Annotated in this window: 12 protein-coding genes; 5 read left to right on the top strand and 7 right to left on the bottom strand. The window is 56.7% G+C overall.

From position 1 onward, the window contains the following. Positions 1 to 1,020: transposase (locus KGZ66_05860; protein MBS3985111.1), on the top strand; the 1,020-nt coding region annotated here is incomplete at its 5' end. 77 nt (positions 1,021 to 1,097) lie between these two features. Here KGZ66_05860 and wrbA read toward each other — a convergent pair. Further along, positions 1,098 to 1,706, bottom strand: coding sequence for an NAD(P)H:quinone oxidoreductase (wrbA, locus tag KGZ66_05855; GenBank protein MBS3985110.1), 609 nt, complete (start codon positions 1,704 to 1,706; stop codon positions 1,098 to 1,100). Between the two features lie 333 nt (positions 1,707 to 2,039). Between wrbA and carA the strand changes: the two genes are divergently transcribed. After that, positions 2,040 to 3,131, top strand: coding sequence for a glutamine-hydrolyzing carbamoyl-phosphate synthase small subunit (gene carA / locus KGZ66_05850; GenBank protein MBS3985109.1), 1,092 nt, complete (start codon positions 2,040 to 2,042; stop codon positions 3,129 to 3,131). Beyond that, entirely contained in the window at positions 3,124 to 6,330 is a 3,207-nt protein-coding gene (carB, locus tag KGZ66_05845; GenBank protein ID MBS3985108.1) for a carbamoyl-phosphate synthase large subunit, read from the top strand. Before carA ends, carB begins: the two co-directional genes overlap by 8 nt. On the opposite strand, the gene KGZ66_05840 is transcribed toward carB, so the two are convergent. The 4 genes from KGZ66_05840 to KGZ66_05825 form a co-directional block, all read right to left on the bottom strand. Continuing rightward, complete coding sequence (locus KGZ66_05840; GenBank protein ID MBS3985107.1) at positions 6,272 to 7,531, bottom strand: hypothetical protein; 1,260 nt, start codon at positions 7,529 to 7,531, stop codon at positions 6,272 to 6,274. The genes carB and KGZ66_05840 overlap by 59 nt on opposite strands. A 56-nt stretch (positions 7,532 to 7,587) precedes the next feature. Then, positions 7,588 to 8,835, bottom strand: coding sequence for a histidine--tRNA ligase (gene hisS / locus KGZ66_05835; GenBank protein MBS3985106.1), 1,248 nt, complete (start codon positions 8,833 to 8,835; stop codon positions 7,588 to 7,590). A gap of 85 nt (positions 8,836 to 8,920) precedes the next feature. Further along, on the bottom strand, positions 8,921 to 10,393 hold the full coding sequence (locus tag KGZ66_05830; protein MBS3985105.1) for an AAA family ATPase: 1,473 nt from the start codon (positions 10,391 to 10,393) through the stop codon (positions 8,921 to 8,923). A gap of 118 nt (positions 10,394 to 10,511) precedes the next feature. Further along, positions 10,512 to 11,567 (bottom strand): hypothetical protein, encoded by a 1,056-nt coding sequence (locus KGZ66_05825; GenBank protein MBS3985104.1) that lies wholly within the window; start codon positions 11,565 to 11,567, stop codon positions 10,512 to 10,514. A gap of 154 nt (positions 11,568 to 11,721) precedes the next feature. On the opposite strand from KGZ66_05825, the gene KGZ66_05820 reads away from it, so the two are divergent. Further along, entirely contained in the window at positions 11,722 to 13,755 is a 2,034-nt protein-coding gene (locus tag KGZ66_05820) for a S9 family peptidase (protein ID MBS3985103.1), read from the top strand. Here the strand turns inward: KGZ66_05820 and KGZ66_05815 are convergent. Both KGZ66_05815 and KGZ66_05810 read right to left on the bottom strand, forming a co-directional pair. Further along, positions 13,745 to 14,518 carry a class I SAM-dependent methyltransferase gene (locus KGZ66_05815; GenBank protein MBS3985102.1) on the bottom strand — a complete coding sequence of 258 codons (774 nt, stop codon included), beginning with the start codon at positions 14,516 to 14,518 and terminating at the stop codon, positions 13,745 to 13,747. The genes KGZ66_05820 and KGZ66_05815 overlap by 11 nt on opposite strands. 5 nt (positions 14,519 to 14,523) lie before the next feature. Continuing rightward, a complete protein-coding gene (locus KGZ66_05810; GenBank protein MBS3985101.1) occupies positions 14,524 to 16,233 on the bottom strand; it encodes a DUF885 family protein in 1,710 nt (569 codons plus the stop codon). 129 nt (positions 16,234 to 16,362) lie between these two features. On the opposite strand from KGZ66_05810, the gene KGZ66_05805 reads away from it, so the two are divergent. After that, positions 16,363 to 17,226 (top strand): polysaccharide deacetylase family protein (locus KGZ66_05805; GenBank protein MBS3985100.1); only part of this gene is annotated, 864 nt, incomplete at its 3' end.

Below are 17,226 nucleotides of genomic sequence, written 5' to 3'. Positions count from 1 at the left end.
CAAGAAGTAATGTGGCTGCTTCGCAAACTCACCCCTGACTACAAGACTATCGCAGATTTCCGTCGCGATAACCGCGAGCCTTTGACGAGAGTGTTCGCTCAGTTTAATGCCTTGTGTAGGGAATGGGGGCTCATTGGTGGAGAAGTTGTCGCCACCGATGGCACCAAAATACGAGCATCTAACTCCAAGCGCAATAATTACAGCGCTAAAAAGGTAGCACGACACTTGGAATACCTTGAAAATAAAGAACGCGCTTATCTTGAGGGGCTTGATGAATGCGATTCATCTGAATGTACCCCGCCCTTAGATCGGGCGAGCATTGTGAAAGCACTCAAAGATAATGAGGCCCGCAAGGAGGCCTACCGCGCACTTGCCGAGGAAATTAGCAGGAACGGCGAAGTCTCTACGGTTGACCCAGACTCACGGCTAATGGGCGTTCACAATAACGGCGTTGATGTCTGCTACAACGTACAAGCAGTAGTCGATGCGAAGCACAGCTTAGTCGTTGTGGCTGACGTTATTAATTCGGCGACAGACCAAGGGCAACTCAGCGTCATGGGGACCAAGGCACAAGAGGCGCTGGAGGTAGAAGAGCTCACAAACATGGTAGATAAGGGCTACTACATGGCTGAAGATCTTAAACGCTGTGAAGACGCCGGCATTATAGTACTTGCGACAAGGCCTACCCCTGCGAACTCAACTGGCGTAAAGGAATATCTGAACGACCAATTTGTCTACGACCCCCAGACAGACACATACACATGTCCACAAGGCAAAGTCCTAACTAGGCTCAATGACAAGACAGAGGCCGAGCGAGTGGAATATCGCAACTGGGAAGCATGCAAGGAGTGCCCCGTAAGGGAGTTGTGCACCACCTCTAAGCGCGGACGAAGGATTAGCCGTTCAAAGTACCAGCCCATCATGGACACGGTAGACAGGCGAACAAAGGCGAACAGAGCACTCTACGCGACACGACAGGCAATCATCGAACATGTCAACTCCCGTTTGAGCACGGTCTGACGGAGGAGCGCGACATGATGTCGCGCTCCTCCGTCCCTAAGAGACACTCCTTCGTCCCTATCACTCTCCCTCCCAGCCTACGTCCGCATCCCCTTTTTCAACCAACCTGCAATCTGCAGGGTTCGATTCGTCTGGTGAACCACGGCATCACGCACATCTTCCTTCATGTTGCCGGCATCGTCAACGCTAACACTGGTTCCATACGGGTTCCCGCCGGCCTTGAACACTGCCGCATCGGTGTATCCCGGGGCGACTACAATTGCTCCCCAGTGATACATCATGGTGTACAGCGATAACAGGGTCTGCTCCTGTCCACCATGCAAGTTTTGGGCCGACGTGAAGGCGCTAACCACCTTGTTAACCGTCTTACCCTGAAACCAAATCCCACCGGTAGTATCAAGGAACTGCTTCATCTGTGAGGCCATATTGCCAAACCGGGTCGGCGTGCTGAAGATGATCGCGTCTGCCCAAGCAATGTCCTCAGGAGATGCTATGGGGATGTCTCTAGTCGCCTCGTAGTGAGCCTTCCAAGCTGGATTGCCGTCGATAACTCCCTCTGGCGCAAGCTCGCGCACTTTCAGCAGGCGCACTTCTGCCTGCGCCGCCTTGCCTGCCTCTTCCGCCCACTTAGCTAAGGTGTAGTTCGTGCCGAAAGCGCTGTAGTAAATTACAGCAAGTCTTAACATGATTGGACCTCCGTTCACTTTGTTTGCCTCGTCTGCAGTTCCGCAGACATAGGTTACGTCTGTCAGATATTTCTTCTGTATAAGTAGTATATACTGGTTGATAACAGAATGCAAGTCACGATGTCGCGCTCCTCCGTCCCTCTCCCCCTCTCTCCCCCTCTTGACATTTCGCTCGCTATAGCCTAAGATACGTGAAAGAATAATCACTTGACTGCCCTTTAAGTCTAGCCCCGTGAGGCTGGCAAGGGTGCGCCGGAGTGTATATGTGCTTGCACATACTACTTTCTTGCCACCTGGCAGGAAGGTAGTATTTTCTATAAGGGAGGTATAAATATGCAGGCAAAAGAAGGTTTTCTCGTTTTGCTGGACGGCACTATTTTCTCCGGCACTCGGTTTGGCGACTGGCGTGAGGTCACCGGTGAGACGGTGTTTAACACCAGTATGGCCGGCTACCAAGAGGTGCTTACCGACCCCTCTTACGCCGAACAGATTATCGTGCTGACCTATCCTCTCGTCGGCAACTACGGCATCGCGCCGGGCTTTGCGGAGAGTTCGCGCATCCATGCCGCAGGTCTGGTAGTGGCCGAAGCCTGCTCTAGACCTATGCACTGGACACACACGCAAAACCTCGACAGCTTCCTTAAGTTTAACCGCACCGCAGGCCTCGCCGGAGTTGATACGCGCGCTCTGACACGCCACCTGCGCACACACGGCACACTGCCAGGCCAGTTTGTGAGCAGCCAAGACGCCGCCACACAAGCGGTACACGCGCTGCGCACGTTTCGCCGCAGTCAGGATCTAGCCGCCCTAGCCGGTACGCGACAGCCGTATCGCGCCAAGGACACCGGCACATGGCACGTGACACTCGTAGATTTTGGTGCCAAGGCCAGCATCATCGATTCCCTCGCCGCGCTTGATGCCAGCATTACGGTTGTCCCTAGCACCAGCTCTGCACGCGAGATATTGGCACAAAACCCCGCCGCCGTTGTTTTATCTAACGGCCCGGGCGACCCTAAGGACAGCGCGCAGGCAGTCGCGACCACGCGCGATCTACTTCCTCATGTGCCTATGTTCGGCATTTGCCTAGGCCAGCAAATACTAGCCCTCGCCTGCGGAGGCGACACCTATAAACTCAAATTTGGGCATCGCGGCGGCAACCACCCCGTCAAGGACCTCGCCACCGGCAGAACTGTGATGACGGCCCAAAATCACGGATACGCCGTGACCTCTACCCCTGCCGCGCAGTTTGACGTCACCCACGTCAACGTCAACGACAACTCCGTTGAGGGCATTGCCCACCGCACGCTCCCCGCTTTTGCGGTGCAGTTTCACCCCGAAGCCTCGCCCGGGCCACGCGAGGCGGCGCACCTCTTCGGCAAACTCAGGGCTATGGCCAGCAAAGAAAGGGAGTGCATCCTTGCCTAAGCACCCTAGCATCAAGAACGTACTGGTGATTGGCTCAGGCCCCATTATCATCGGGCAAGCTGCGGAGTTCGACTACTCCGGCACGCAGGCCTGCCGCACTCTGCGCGAAGCTAACTGCCGCGTCATTCTCGTGAACAATAACCCCGCCACAATCATGACCGACCGCGAGATTGCCGACGTCACCTATATGGACCCCCCTACTCTGCCCTACCTGACCGCGATAATCGAACGTGAACGCCCCGACGCGCTGCTCCCTACGCTTGGCGGCCAACTTGGTCTTAACATGGCCCGCGAGCTTGCCCTAAGCGGCGTGCTCGCAAAATACGGCGTCACCCTGCTTGGCACTCCCCTAGCCGCCATCGAGCGCGCAGAAGACCGCTTGGAGTTTAAGCAGGCCATGGCGGAAATCGGCGAGCCGGTGCCCGAAAGTCGTGCCGCTCACAGTCTAGAAGAGGCACTCGCGGCTGCGCAGGCGATTGGCTACCCCGTAATTGTCAGGCCGGCCTTTACGCTAGGCGGCACGGGAGGCGGCCATGCCCACACCAGAGAGGAGCTCTGCGCTATAGTCGAACAGGGGCTCTGCCACAGCCCGGTAGGACAGGTGCTTATCGAAGCCTCTATCTCCGGCTGGAAAGAGATTGAGTTTGAGGTTATTCGCGATGCGGGCGGTTCTGCCATTGCCGTCTGCCACATGGAAAATCTCGACCCGGTAGGCATCCATACCGGCGACAGCATTGTCGTAGCGCCGTGCCAGACGCTAAGCGACCAAGAACTGCAGATGCTGCGCAGCGCTGCCCTTCATATTGTCGAGCATCTAGGTATAGTAGGCGGCTGCAACGTCCAGCTCGCCTTGCACCCCACGAGCCTGCGCTACGCCGTCATCGAAGTGAACCCGCGCGTCAGCCGCTCTAGTGCGCTAGCTTCCAAAGCCACCGGCTACCCCATCGCCAAAGTAGCTACCTTAGTGTCACTAGGGTTCACGCTCGACGAGATTGCCAACGCCATCACCGGCACTTCGGCCTGCTTTGAGCCGGCTCTCGACTACGTGGTCGTCAAGATACCGCGCTGGCCGTTTGACAAGTTTGCCTCGGCCGATAGGCGCCTCGGCTCGCAAATGAAAGCAACCGGTGAAGTTATGGCCATCGGCCGCAACTTCGCCTCCGCGCTGCAGAAGGCAATCCGCAGCCTAGAGCTTAAGCGCGATTGCTTAGAGCTGTCTGTAGAGTACACAGATGAAGCCCTGTGGAACCACTTGGCACAACGTGACGACGACCGCCTATTTGTCATTGCCGAACTCCTGCGGCGCGGCTTTGCCCCCGACCTGATTCATACTGCAACCGGCATCGATATGTTCTGGCTAGCGAAACTGCAGGAAATCGTTGAGCTAGAGGAAAATATCCGCCGCACCCCCTTAGACACGCCGCTGCTCCGGCGGGCCAAGCAGCTTGGGCTGACCGACGCACGCATCGCCACACTCGCAGCTCGCTCGTCAGAGGAAATTGCCGCGCAGAGCGAAAGCGTCTCGCTTCGCCCGACCTACAAGATGGTAGACACCTGCGCGGCCGAGTTTGTAGCGCACACGCCTTACTTTTATTCTACCTATGAAACAGAGAACGAAGCCAGCGACATAGCCGAAGCTAAGATAGTAGTTATCGGCAGCGGGCCCATCCGCATCGGGCAAGGGGTGGAGTTCGATTACTGCTCGGTGCACGCGAGTGCTGCCCTGCGCGCGCAAGGCTATGCCTCAATTATTATCAACAATAACCCAGAGACCGTCAGCACCGACTTCGACACCTCAACTCGCCTGTACTTTGAACCTCTCACAGCCGAAGATGTGTTAGCCGTACTAAAACAGGAGAGTCCCGCGGCGGTTGCCGTGCAGTTTGGCGGACAGACGGCAGTCAACTTGGCGGCAACCATCGAACAAGCCGGCTACAGGCTCCTGGGCACCACAGCCACCGCCATGCACGACTGCGAAGACCGGGCCTGCTTTGACGACATCCTGCGCGAGCTAGATATCCCAAGGCCCGAAGGGCTAACCGCGGCCTCCCTGGCCGAAGCACGCCAAGCTGTAGACTCGCTAGGCTTACCGGTGCTGTTACGCCCCTCCTATGTGCTGGGTGGGCGTTCCATGGCCGTAGTTGAGAGCGAAGAACAACTAGAAGACCTGCTGCTTGAGGCGACGACGGTGAACCCTAACCATCCGGTGCTTATCGATAGATATCTGCCGGGCGTCGAGTTTGAGGTTGATGTATTGTCCGACGGACAGGATATCTTCATCCCGGGAATCATGCAGCACATTGAGCGCGCCGGCGTTCACTCGGGCGACAGCATCGCCGTGTATCCCGCCACATCCCTCAATAAGGCAACCGAGTCATTGCTTGTGGATTACTGCCGCCGCCTTGCCGCACGCATCGGCATCCGCGGACTGATGAACGTGCAGTTTGTCCTCCATGCGGGTCGCCTCTATGTACTCGAAGTAAACCCCCGCGCCTCGCGCACAGTGCCGTTTATCAGCAAGGTTACGGATGTGCCGCTGATTAAGCACGCCGTCGCCGTAATGCTCGGCCAGACCATTAGTGAGACCGGCCTTTTGCCCGGACTCCTGCCGGCTCGCAGCCACTATGCCGTTAAGATGCCCGTTTTCTCTTTCCATAAGCTTACCGGCGTCGAAACCAGCCTAGCACCGGAGATGAAGTCCACCGGCGAAGCGATTGGACTCGCCCCTACTCTCCCCGTGGCCATGCGCAAAGCCATGCAGGGGGCCATGCGCCTACTCGCACCTGGAGGGACAATCCTCCTCACGCTGGCCGACCGTGACAAAGAAGTAGCCGTGCCACTTGCAGAACGGCTCACCTTGTTAGGATTTCGCCTGTTGGCTACCCCGGGTACGGCTCTCCACCTAAAACACTGTGGTATAGCGACCGAGGTTGTGCATAAGCTCGGTGAATCGCAGCCGGAAACACAGCTACAAGCACAGCCGAATGTACTGGACATTATCAAAAGCCGCAGCGTCGGGCTCGTCGTCAATACTCCGACTGCAGGAAAACAAGCGCAGCGCGACGGTTTTAGAATCCGCCGCGCCGCGCACGAGTATAATATCCCTTGCCTTACTTCACTTGATACCCTAGGGGCCTACATCATGGCGATTGAGAGCGAGGCTGCTCCTGTGCCATGCAGTTTGGGCGACTTAGCGTAGATGTCGCGCTCCTCCGTCCCTCTGCGACATCCCTCTGCGACATCTTGCGCCACGCTTTTACGAAGAAGGCGGACTCAAACGAGTGCCAAGGGTAGCTGCGATTCCGGGCCGTGTTTTCGGCGTGGACGTGGTTTAGGTGTTCTGCCGCGCGGGCATCGTCCTGCATTAAGGCGGCCATAAACGACACCACCGTCCATGGGAAATCGTCGTCAAACTGTCCGGTTGACCACGCGGGATAGCGCGAATTCAAGTAGCTATAGAGGCTCGCGGCCCGCGGCGAGTCGGGCTTGATTACGCCGAATATGACCGGGTAGATTTGGCTCACGGTGTCGGGATACCACTTCTCCTGCGGCGCACGCGCCCACCAGCGGCCGTATAGCGCCCACGCATACACTTGCCTGTCGGGCAGCCACAGATGCCTTTCTATGCCTATGGCTACACGCCCGGCGGCGGTATCAAATACGCCCGCGAGGTCTTCGCGCTCCACATAGCGCATGAGCTCTGCCGCATCGCGCAGCCCGCGGTAATTCTCGGCATTATCCATCAGGAACTTGACGTAATAGCGCGGCTTCGCCCAGATTAGGCCGTCACTATCCTGTAGTTCTAGCAACACGCCCGCTACCTCGAGCAAGCTCTCGAGGTTTTCTTTTGCCCAGGCAAAGTCTTGCGTCTCGCGGCTGTAGTGCAGAGCTAAGCTCAGGAAAGTCGCGGCGTAGCTATCCGCCGAATCATAGCTATAGGTGGCTACCCATTCGCCGTCAACTTTCTTCCAGTCATACATCGTGCCGGAGAGATTGTACTTGTCCGGGCGGTTGAGGTGGGCGATATACCAGTCCATATAGCGCCGTACCGGCAGGTGCCCGCGCGGGTCGCCTAACAAGGCCATGGCCGCCAAATTAGAGAAATACGGTATGCTGAGCAGGTGTTCCGGTGTTTGGGAGATTATCCCGTTTTCGTCCTGTAGGCTTAAGAGGAAGTTAAACTCGTCTTCTTCTACCTGCGCCCAATCAAGCACCATACGTTCGCTTAAATCACCTTCGGCAGCCGGTGAGGCGTCCTCCGACGAGGCTGCTCGGAGCGGAACGGCGGGCAGTGCTTCGCGAATGTCTACAGCCGGAATATGGCCTGTATGCGAGACCTGCAACAGACCAAGAACCAGGATTATAAGCATCAGTGCCAACCTCCGTCCTGTGGCACGCATCAGAGCACCCCCTGCGCTAATCATACGACAGGGGTTAGGTGCCGGTCGACGGAGGATTATGCCAATTCAAACATTACGAGCTGACCCTTTGTCAAGCTGAAATAGCCCGCAAACCCTTCTGCCTCAAGTTGACTTAGCTGCTTCCCGAGCTTAGCGCGCTCGGGGAGCGTCCGTACGGCGAAGCCTTGCTGCCGCAGCGCGCGGGCTGCCGCCACCACTTCCTGTGCCGCATCGGTCTCCCTGTTGTAGAGCACAGCCACACACTGCATACTGACGGGGGGAGCGAAGCCCTGCTGCTCAAGCAACAGCACAATGCGCTCAAAGCCAATCGAGAACCCTACGGCGGGAACGCTCTGTCCGCAGAGCTTACCCACCAGCCCATCGTAGCGGCCACCCCCCGCCACAGATAGCCCGAAGTCAGCCGTCGTGATTTCAAAGACCATACCCGTATAGTAGCCCATGCCGCGCACTAGCGTCGGGGCGAAGCGCACGTTGTATTCGCCCGCGGCGAGCGCCGCGGCTGTTTCAACTACGCCGCGTAACCCTTCCGCAACATTGGGGCTTACTCCATGCTGCGCCAAGTTGTCTAACCGCAGGTTCTGTAGCACACCGACCAGCCCGGCGGCCGAAGCCGGATTAACGCCTTGCTTAGACAGCTCTTCTATAACCTTTTCCCAGCCGATTTTATCGGCCTTGTCGACAGAGACGGCTACTAACGGCGTGAGAGCCGGGTCTACCCCAAGCGAGGCCACCACGGCGGCCAGCACACGGCGGTCGCTTACTTCTACCGTAAACCCACGCAGACCTATGGCCTTAAGCGCTTCGGCCGTAGCGTGAATAAGCTCAAGCTCCGCCAGCTCACCGGCCTCACCCAAAATGTCGATATCACACTGCGTAAAGGCGCGAAAGCGCCCTCTCTGCGGCCGCTCGGCGCGATACACCGTGCCAATCTGCAAGGCCTTAAACGGCTCCGGCAAACGTGCGCGGTTGTTAGCGTAAAAGCGGGCAAGCGGCAAAGTTAAGTCGTAGCGCAAGCCGCTGTCGACAAGCTCGTCCTCGTTTTCTGTAGCCCGCGTCAGGTCTAACTTTTCGCCGCGCTTAAGAATCTTAAAGATTAGCGCTAGGTTTTCGCCGCCTTCGCTGTTCTGCAAGAGCTCAATGTGCTCAACGGCCGGGGTCTCGATGCGCAAAAACCCGTGCTCTGCGTAGGTCTTGGCTATTACAGCGGTTAAGTACTCGCGCAGCCGCACTTCGCCGGGCAGAAAGTCCCGCATGCCCTTTACCGGATTAGTGTTGTACTTCACAGACATTCACTCTCCACACCATAGTCGCTTGACGTTCATTGTATCAGTGAACGTGCGACCGCGAAAGGGGCAGGCGGAAGGCGAGTTAACTAGCGCGCAACAGGGCGCGAAACTGCTCGCCGCTCATTTTTTCTTCGGTTAACAGCACTTCGGACAGGCGCAAGATGGCCGCCTCGTGCTCGGTGAGTACGGCTCTGGCCTGCTGCTCGGCCCGCTTTAGCAGCACCTGCACAGCCGCGTGCAAGCGAACTTTGGGCACCAATCGCTCGTCCACCAGACCGAGCGCCGACATTCCCGCCGCCACCATGCGCAGCGCAACAGCCGTGGCTTGTTTGTAGTCGCCTTCCGTACCGGTGCTCCGGCTCCCTAAGAAGAGCTCCTCAGCCACGCCACCGGCTAAGGCGACAACAAGCTGGTCGCGTAAGCTCTCCTCGGTCTCGAGGTAGTTGTCCTGCTCGGGCTGTTGCCGCACGTAGCCTAACGCCCCGCCGCGCGAGAGTATGCTCAGTTTACCGACACTGCCCGCACGCCTAGTCTCGGCTGCAAAGGCATGGCCAAGCTCGTGAAAGGCGATGCGCCTGAGCTCCTCTTTACTCGGGCGGCGGTCGTGTTGCTCGCCAAGCACCACTTTGTCAATGCTCTCGGTAAAATCCCGCTGCGTAACCTCTGTTTGGCCGCGCCGCCAAGCCAGAATAGCCGCCTCGTTGCTCAAGCTTTCCAGATGCGCGCCGGAAAAGCCGGCCGTTTCGGCGGCCAACTGCTCTAGATCTACTTCTTCCGCCAACGGCTTTGTCCGCGTGTGTAGCTCCAGGATGCTCTTACGCGCAGCCCTATCCGGCAAGTCAACGCGCACGATGCGGTCGAACCGGCCGGGGCGCGTGAGCGCCGGATCCAGCAAGTCGGCGCGGTTAGTTGCACCTATAAGCAGCACACCCGTCTCAGCGCTTGTTTTCAGCCCGTCCATTTCTACTAAGAGCTGGTTTAGAGTTTGGTCGTACTCCATATGACTCGTGTTCTTGCCGCGTTTTGCGCCCAAAACATCAATCTCATCAATAAACACGATAGCGCGAGATTTGCCCTGCTTCTTAGACAGTTGTTCCGCTTTGCGAAAGAGCTCGCGCACCCTCTGCGCACCTACGCCAGCATACATCTCGATAAACTCGCTGCCGCTCGTCGCCAAAAACGCCGCATCTGTGTAAGAGGCCGCGGCTTTGGCCAGCAAAGTCTTGCCCGTGCCGGGCGGTCCACAGAGCAGAATTCCCTTTAAGGGCCTAATGCCAAGCGCCGCGGCGGCGTGTTCGCTGCGGATAAAATCAAGCGCTTCTTTGAGCTCCTGTTTGGCGGTGTTCTGCCCGCCGATATCCTCAAAGCTAAGGCTATACACCTCGGTGCTCACGACCTGACCGGTGTGCCGTGCCGCGCCGGTGTGCCTTGCCTTGTACCAGACGGCCCCAGCCAACAGCGTCAACACGACGTAAGGCAACGTATCCGGATTTGCATAGACGAGAAATACTAGCGCGGCCAAGCTGAGCCCTATAAGCAACTCCGGTCTTTTCATCGCTCTTTGCTCCCCCGCTTTACATAATTCTTATACCTGCAGTATAGCATAATATTGCATTTAACTTTGCAGGTAAAATATAACACCCCACCTCTTGCTTAAGGGCGGGGTGTTTCTTTTACTTATTGCGATTTTTGTATTCGCTGAAGTCGACTAATTTGCCTGCTGATTCCACTCGCGGATTGGGAACCAGGGAGGCCATACTATGCCCATACAACGACCAATGCGGCGTATTGTTAAGGTAATCGACCACCAGCCTTGTTAGCTCCGGGTCAAGTTCTGTCGCCCCCGCGCCGCAGACTACAGCGTAGGCCGGAAACGCCGCCCCGATGTGGCCCTCGCGCATGGCCACACGCCGCCCGACATAGATAAGCCGCCTGGCCTCGTCTTCCGGCAAGTCGTAGTGCTCAACCAAGTAATCGTACAGCAAATCCCCCTCTACCGTGGGGTCTACGTACAGCGGGTCGGCGGCAGCGTACAGGTCTTCTAGGTTAAACAGCTTGTACCCCAGGTCGGCAGGTCTGCGGTCGAGAACTTGTGCGGCAGAGTCTAACAATGGGTCGCAGTAGTATTCGCGCTCGACCCGGTATAAGCCTCGGAACCCCTCCATTGCCGGTATAACAAACCAAAAGGAGGGTTGCATCGAGTAATAGTCCTCATAGGCACGGCCAAACAGCAGGCTCAAGTAGTTGTGCGCTTGATACCCCCTGATAGCTCCGTAATAGTAAATGAGCCCCTGCGTCGCGGTAACCCAACGCGTATTAATAGCCACGCGCTCAGCATAGGGCAGCCCATCGTGTTGCCGGAAACGCTCCAGTAACTCTGATGGCACTGTCAAACACGGCGAGTTGTTGTAGATTCCGACAAAGAAGATTCCGAGGTTAGATAAGTACCTGCAATCGGCCTCGGATAAGTCAAGTTCGCGCAGCGGCACCATGCCGCCGCTAGCTAGCACTATGCGGAGCAAACTAGCTCTGCTTTCGTCAAAGGCGTCAAACACATGGTGAATCTTCCCAGGCAGCTCTGCTTCTAACTTAGCTACTATCTCTGGCTTACGCAAGCTTGTCGAAAACTTTATGCGCGCGACATGCCGCAGGTTAAGCAAGTTCTCTTTTGGAATCGTTTGCAGTGCCTCGCCTAGAGTACACGGCACCTTTAAATCGTACCACTCCACTCGTCATCCCTCTTTTCTACACCATGAGTATGAACTGAGCGGCCTGCGGCGTCAAGCATGCACGAGAACGCACTTACGACGCACGGCTCGCCACAAGGATTTTCGCTGCAGGCGTGGAATATAGTGCTAAGCAAAAAACGACTGGAGGGCTATGATGCTACGCAAAGACAATATCGTCGACAACTTCCACGGCACCCTAGTGGCTGACCCTTATCGCTACCTCGAAGACGGCCATGACCCGGATACAGTCGAATTCTTGGAGCGGCACAACGCGCGTGCCGCAGAGTTCCTAAGCGGCATCCCGGCGCGCGAGCAGTTTAGAGCACGCTTGTCCGAACTATGGGACCGCCCGCGCTATACGCCGCCGGCCAGGGTAGGCGACAGGTACTTCTTTCGCAAGAACGATGGCCTGCAAAACCAAGACGTGCTCTATATGCAGGAAGGACTTACCGGAGAGCCGAGCGTAGTGCTAGACCCAAACCTCTTTAGCAGCGACGGCACGGTAGCACTGACCGGCACTAATGTATCGCGGTGCGGCAAGTTCTTGGCTTATGCCCGCTCCGCGAGCGGCAGCGACTGGCAAGAGATTCGGGTGCTCGATATTGATGCGGGACACGAGTACCCAGAAGTCCTAGTCCATGTTAAGTTCACTAACACGGCCTGGCTACCTGACAGCAGCGGGTTCTTCTATAGCCGCTTCCCCGACCCGTCTACCGTCAAACCAGGCGAAGAAAGCTACCACAACAAAGTGTTTTTTCATGCGCTCGGCACTGCCCAAAGCGAAGACCGCCTAGTCTACGAGCGTCCGGACTTTAAGGAGCTCGGCTTTGCGCCTACCGTAAGCGAAGACGGGCGGTATTTGTTCCTTACGGTCTGGCACGGGACTGACCCGGTTAATCGGTTCTATTATCTGGACCTGACAAATGGCGCCGGGAGCGGCAACATCGTCAAGCTACATGACGCCGCTGACGCAGCCTACTACGTACTGGGCAATGAGGGGACTAAGTTCTTCTTCTACAGCACACTTGCTGCCCCCCGCGGCAAGATTATAGCGCTTGACGTTGCCGACCCCGCGCGCGAGCGTTGGCAAACCGTAATACCCGAGAGCGACGAGTCCATCGACCAAGCCTACATCATTAACGGGCAGCTGGTTCTTACCTACCTGCGGCATGCCCATCACGTAGTGCGGCTGTTTACACTAGACGGTGCACCGGACGGCGCGCTAGAACTCCCCGCGCTTGGTTCAGTTGCCTCGATAACGGGCAGAAAACATCACGACGCCATGTTCTTTAGCTTTACCTCGTTCCTGTTTCCGGCTACGGTGTTTCGCTATGACTTTAAGGCGCGCACTGTCACCCCATTATGGGAAAGCACTGCGACTTTCGACCCCGCCGCCTTCCTGGTGAAGCAAGTTTTCTACCCTTCTAAGGACGGGACGCAAATCCCGCTGTTTATAGTGCACAAGCGCGAGCTGCCTTTAGACGGCAAAGCACCCACCGTGCTCTACGGCTACGGCGGGTTTAACATCAGTGCTACCCCGGACTTCTCCGCAGGCATAGTCGCCTGGCTTGAAAGGGGCGGCGTATACGCAGAAGCTTGTTTGCGCGGCGGCGGAGAGTACGGCGAGGACTGGCACCAAGCCGGTATGCTTGCCAACAAGCAAAACGTCTTCGACGACTTCCACGCGGCAGCCGAATACTTAGTGGCTACAGGGTACACTTCTAGCCGACACCTCGCCATTATGGGCGGCAGTAACGGCGGGCTCTTGGTAGCCGCGTGCATGGTGCAGCGGCCGGAGCTTTATGGCGCCGTAGTGTGTCGCGTGCCGGTGATCGACATGCTGCGCTACCACAAGTTCACCGTCGGGCGCTACTGGATTGGCGAATACGGCAATGCCGAAGCCGACCCCGATCACTTTAAGTTCATGTACGCTTATTCCCCACTGCACAACGTGCGAGCGGGGGTAGACTACCCACCCACACTAATTATGACTGCAGATACCGATGACCGCGTGGTGCCCGCGCACGCCTTTAAGTTTATGGCGACACTAGAGGAGCACTACACCGGCGACAACCCAATAATTATGCGCGTAGAAATGAAGGCCGGCCACGGCGCAGGCAAGCCGACCGGCAAGATAATCGCGGAAGGCGCCGACATGTATGCGTTTCTCTCGAAGGTTATTGGGTAGGGAGCTTCTCCGCTACCACTAGCATTTCAAAGTCGCTAGTCTGCAGCTTGTCGTCGCGGCTGAAGGCGCCGAGCTTTGCTCCGAATATGCCGATATGGCCAAAGCCTAGGGATTTAAGCAGCCAAGTAATTTCTGAGGGAACGTAGTAGCGCTCATTGCAGGCGAGCTCGCGCTTGTTGCCGTCGTCGTCTACAAAAGTGGTGACGTTTTGGTCGCGGAATGTTAAGAGGTCGAAGCTGTGCTGTGCGTACTGCGCGTCGGTGCCCTTGGTGGAATCGGCGAAAAACTCCCGCAGCGTGTGAAAGAGCGGGAATAGCCCATTAAGCGTCGTAAAGATAAACTTGCCGCCGGGGACAAGCGCCTTGGCGGCGTTTTTTAGTATTTCGTAGTTCATTTCGTCGGTTTCCATGAGCGGGAATGCGCCTTCGCAGAGCATAATGGCTAGGTCGAACTCCGCCGCAAAAGTTAGCGCGCGGGCGTCAGCCTGCCGAAAGTCAACCGCAAGACCTAGCTCCTGTGCCTTTTCCTTGGCCCGCTGCAGTTGCGCCGCGGACAGGTCAATGCCTGTAACGGTGTAGCCGCGCTTAGCTAGCTGAATGGCGTGCCTACCGGTGCCGCACCCGATGTCTAGAATGCGCTTGGTTTTGTCAAAGCTAATTTCCCGCTCAATAAAGTCACACTCGCCGAGTGTACCCTGGGCAAAGCTCTCTTTGTCGTACTGCTTGCCGTAGTTATCAAACAGCGCTTCGTACCATTGCTTCATTTGGCTCACCTCGCAAATCTCCAACAGGTTCCGTAGTCCCTAGGCAACTTAGCGTTTCTTAGTAGGGCGTGCACCATCTCTAGCGGCATAGAATTACCCTGCAGGATGCGGTCGTGAAACTCCTTCTCTGGCATTTTGCCTTCCGCCACAAACTCGCGGTACAGGGCACGCATCTGGATAGCTCCAAGCATATATGCTGCTTGGTACAGCGGCGGATACGTCCCGTTAAAAGACCGCCTTACTTCACCGGTGGCCGTGTGCCTGCTGTGCCCCACTTGCTCGATTAGATAGTCAATGCACTGATCCGGCGTCCAACGTCCCAAATGGAAGTTTAGAGAGAACACGATACGGGCACAGCGGTGCGTACGCCAAAACAGAATGCCCCCGCGGTTTAAGGCAGACGCGGGGAATCCGAGGTCCCACAGCCTAAATTCCCACCACAGCGCCCACCCTTCTACCCAAAACGGAGTATAGAAGGCTTTGCGGTGCCGATTATAGCGCTCGCCCATAAACATCTGCAGGTGATGTCCGGGGATAAGCTCGTGCTGGACGGTAGCGCGCGCTAGGTGCATATTATTGGCCGAGAGACTGTCTAGTTTTTCTGCGTGCCCCATGGCCTCGGTAGGAAACGAAACCTGCACCAGTTCTCCCCCGAGGAAAAAGGGGCTAACTTTTTGTGCCTCCCGACTCATCATGCTCATGCGCCACACGTCAATAGCTAAGGGCGGCACCGTGAGGAGGTCGCGCTTAAGAATAAAGTCTATCGCCTCGTAGGCCTGAAACGCGATAAGTGCCGGTTGCTCGCCTGGTGCTAAGTAGTCTTGCATAACAAGCTCTAGGGCAGCCCGCCAATCGGCGCCTAAGCCTAACTCCTGCGCTACCTTGCGCCACTCGGTCATGCACCAATTAAGCTCGGTCTCGGCTATGGCGATAAGCTCGTCTGGGGTGTACGGAATCATCTCGTATGCTAGGTCTGCCATTAAGCTCTCGATGCCAATAGGAGCTCCTACAATCGGCTCTTCCGCACCCGGCTTACAGCCAAGAATCGTCTCGCGCAGAAAGCGTTCTTGAGCATCTAGCTCGCTCTGCAGGCTCTGGTAAGGAGTGCGGCACCACCAGCTAAACTCTGGGTTGTACCCGTCGTAGAACCCAAACCAATCGGCGAGCGTCTTCTTTAAGTCGGCTATGCGGCTTACGGCTCGCCAAGCTGTGCTGTGCCGTATATTTAGCTCCTCGCGTGCAGCCTTTAGTGCGTGCGCCATCGCCGCCAGCTTAGCACTGACCGCGGCCGGGGCTACAGACTCGAACTGACGGCGCGCTTCTTGCAGCGACGCCACTTCGTCCATAATGGGCAGAACAGGGGCAATTTCTGCCTGCAGACGAGCTTCGCGCTCTAGGCACGTCAACAAATACTTAAGCTTCGCACGTAAAAGGTGCCAGTCTATGCTGCCCTCTACGCTTAGCTCCTCGTAGCTAAACTCGTCAAGACTTAACAGCCAAGCTTCGTAAAACTCCTTAAGCCGCTTTAGCTGTAGCGGCGAGCCATTGACATTGTAGAAGCGAAGCAAGGCATCGCGGTCGCTTATAAAGCGCTCCACCAAAACGCGCATCTCGCTAGTCGCCTCGGCAACTGATTGAGGCAAGTTAGGCAAGTAGCTCTCTGCGCCCCGTTCAGCTTGCTTGGGTTGCCCGTGGCGAAAATCTGCTGCCTTCATGTGATGACACCTCCTGTTAAGTCACACTAAATCACTGCGTTCAACCGAGTTGGTGCTAAATACCTGCTGCATTATGTAATCTGGTGATTCTGCAATCTGATATAATCAAGGCAAGAAAGGAGCATCTATATGCGTATTACAGCAGTTCTACTTGTGCTTCTTCTGCTTGCAGGCTGCGCCCCGGTCGAGAAGGCTTTTGATCCAAAGCCGGAACCGCCCGGGCCGGTGCAGCCACAGCCGCAAGACCCACAACCCAAGCCACCCGAGCCCCCGCCGGTGAAACCGAGCGAGCCTCCCGAGCAGACGCTTGAGGAGCGCTTAGCCGCGCTGCCGACCGGACTAGACAGAACCGAGAAATCCTACTGGTTTCGGCGTAACACCGAGCATAAGCAACCTAGACCCGGCATTAGTCAAGCTTTAATCGACAAGTACGGCGTCATCGTACTCGGCTCGGCGGAGCAAAAACACGTCTACCTCACGTTTGACTTAGGCTATGAACTGGGATTCACGGCCGGCATGCTAGATGTCCTAAAGGAAGAGGGCGTGCCGGCGGCGTTCTTTGTTACCGGGCTGACGGTGCGCACGCAGCCTGACCTAGTTAAGCGCATTGTCGCGGACGGTCATGTGCTTGCGAATCACTCTGTGAATCATCCGTCTCTGCCGACTCTGTCGCTAGAGCAAATGAAGGATGAACTGATGGAACTAGATGACAAGATTTTCGCTTTGACCGGTCAACGCACGCACTTCTTCCGTCCCCCGATGGGCACCTATTCCGAGCACTCTTTGGCCGTGACGCAGGCCTTGGGATATAGGACTGTGTTTTGGAGCATGGCCTACAAGGACTGGGTGGTTGATGAACAACCCGGAGCCGCTTATGCGCTCGAACATGTGACAGCGAACATTCATCCCGGCGCGGTTATTCTCCTGCACGCGGTTTCCCAGAGCAATGCGGAGGCCCTGCCCGCCATTATCCGGGAACTGAAAGCGCAAGGG

The sequence above is a fragment of the Selenomonadales bacterium genome, from assembly GCA_018335585.1.
Classification (GTDB): domain Bacteria; phylum Bacillota; class UBA994; order UBA994; family UBA994; genus UBA994.
This window is presented reverse-complemented; position numbering and strand designations above follow the sequence as displayed.

Coding starts and splice junctions, on each gene's coding strand:
- carA (MBS3985109.1), top strand. CDS start 2,040: ATGCAGGCAAAAGAAGGTTTTCTCGTTTTGCTGGACGGCACTATTTTC.
- KGZ66_05810 (MBS3985101.1), bottom strand. CDS start 16,233: ATGAAGGCAGCAGATTTTCGCCACGGGCAACCCAAGCAAGCTGAACGG.
- wrbA (MBS3985110.1), bottom strand. CDS start 1,706: ATGTTAAGACTTGCTGTAATTTACTACAGCGCTTTCGGCACGAACTAC.
- KGZ66_05820 (MBS3985103.1), top strand. CDS start 11,722: ATGCTACGCAAAGACAATATCGTCGACAACTTCCACGGCACCCTAGTG.
- KGZ66_05830 (MBS3985105.1), bottom strand. CDS start 10,393: ATGAAAAGACCGGAGTTGCTTATAGGGCTCAGCTTGGCCGCGCTAGTA.
- KGZ66_05840 (MBS3985107.1), bottom strand. CDS start 7,531: ATGCGTGCCACAGGACGGAGGTTGGCACTGATGCTTATAATCCTGGTT.
- KGZ66_05815 (MBS3985102.1), bottom strand. CDS start 14,518: ATGAAGCAATGGTACGAAGCGCTGTTTGATAACTACGGCAAGCAGTAC.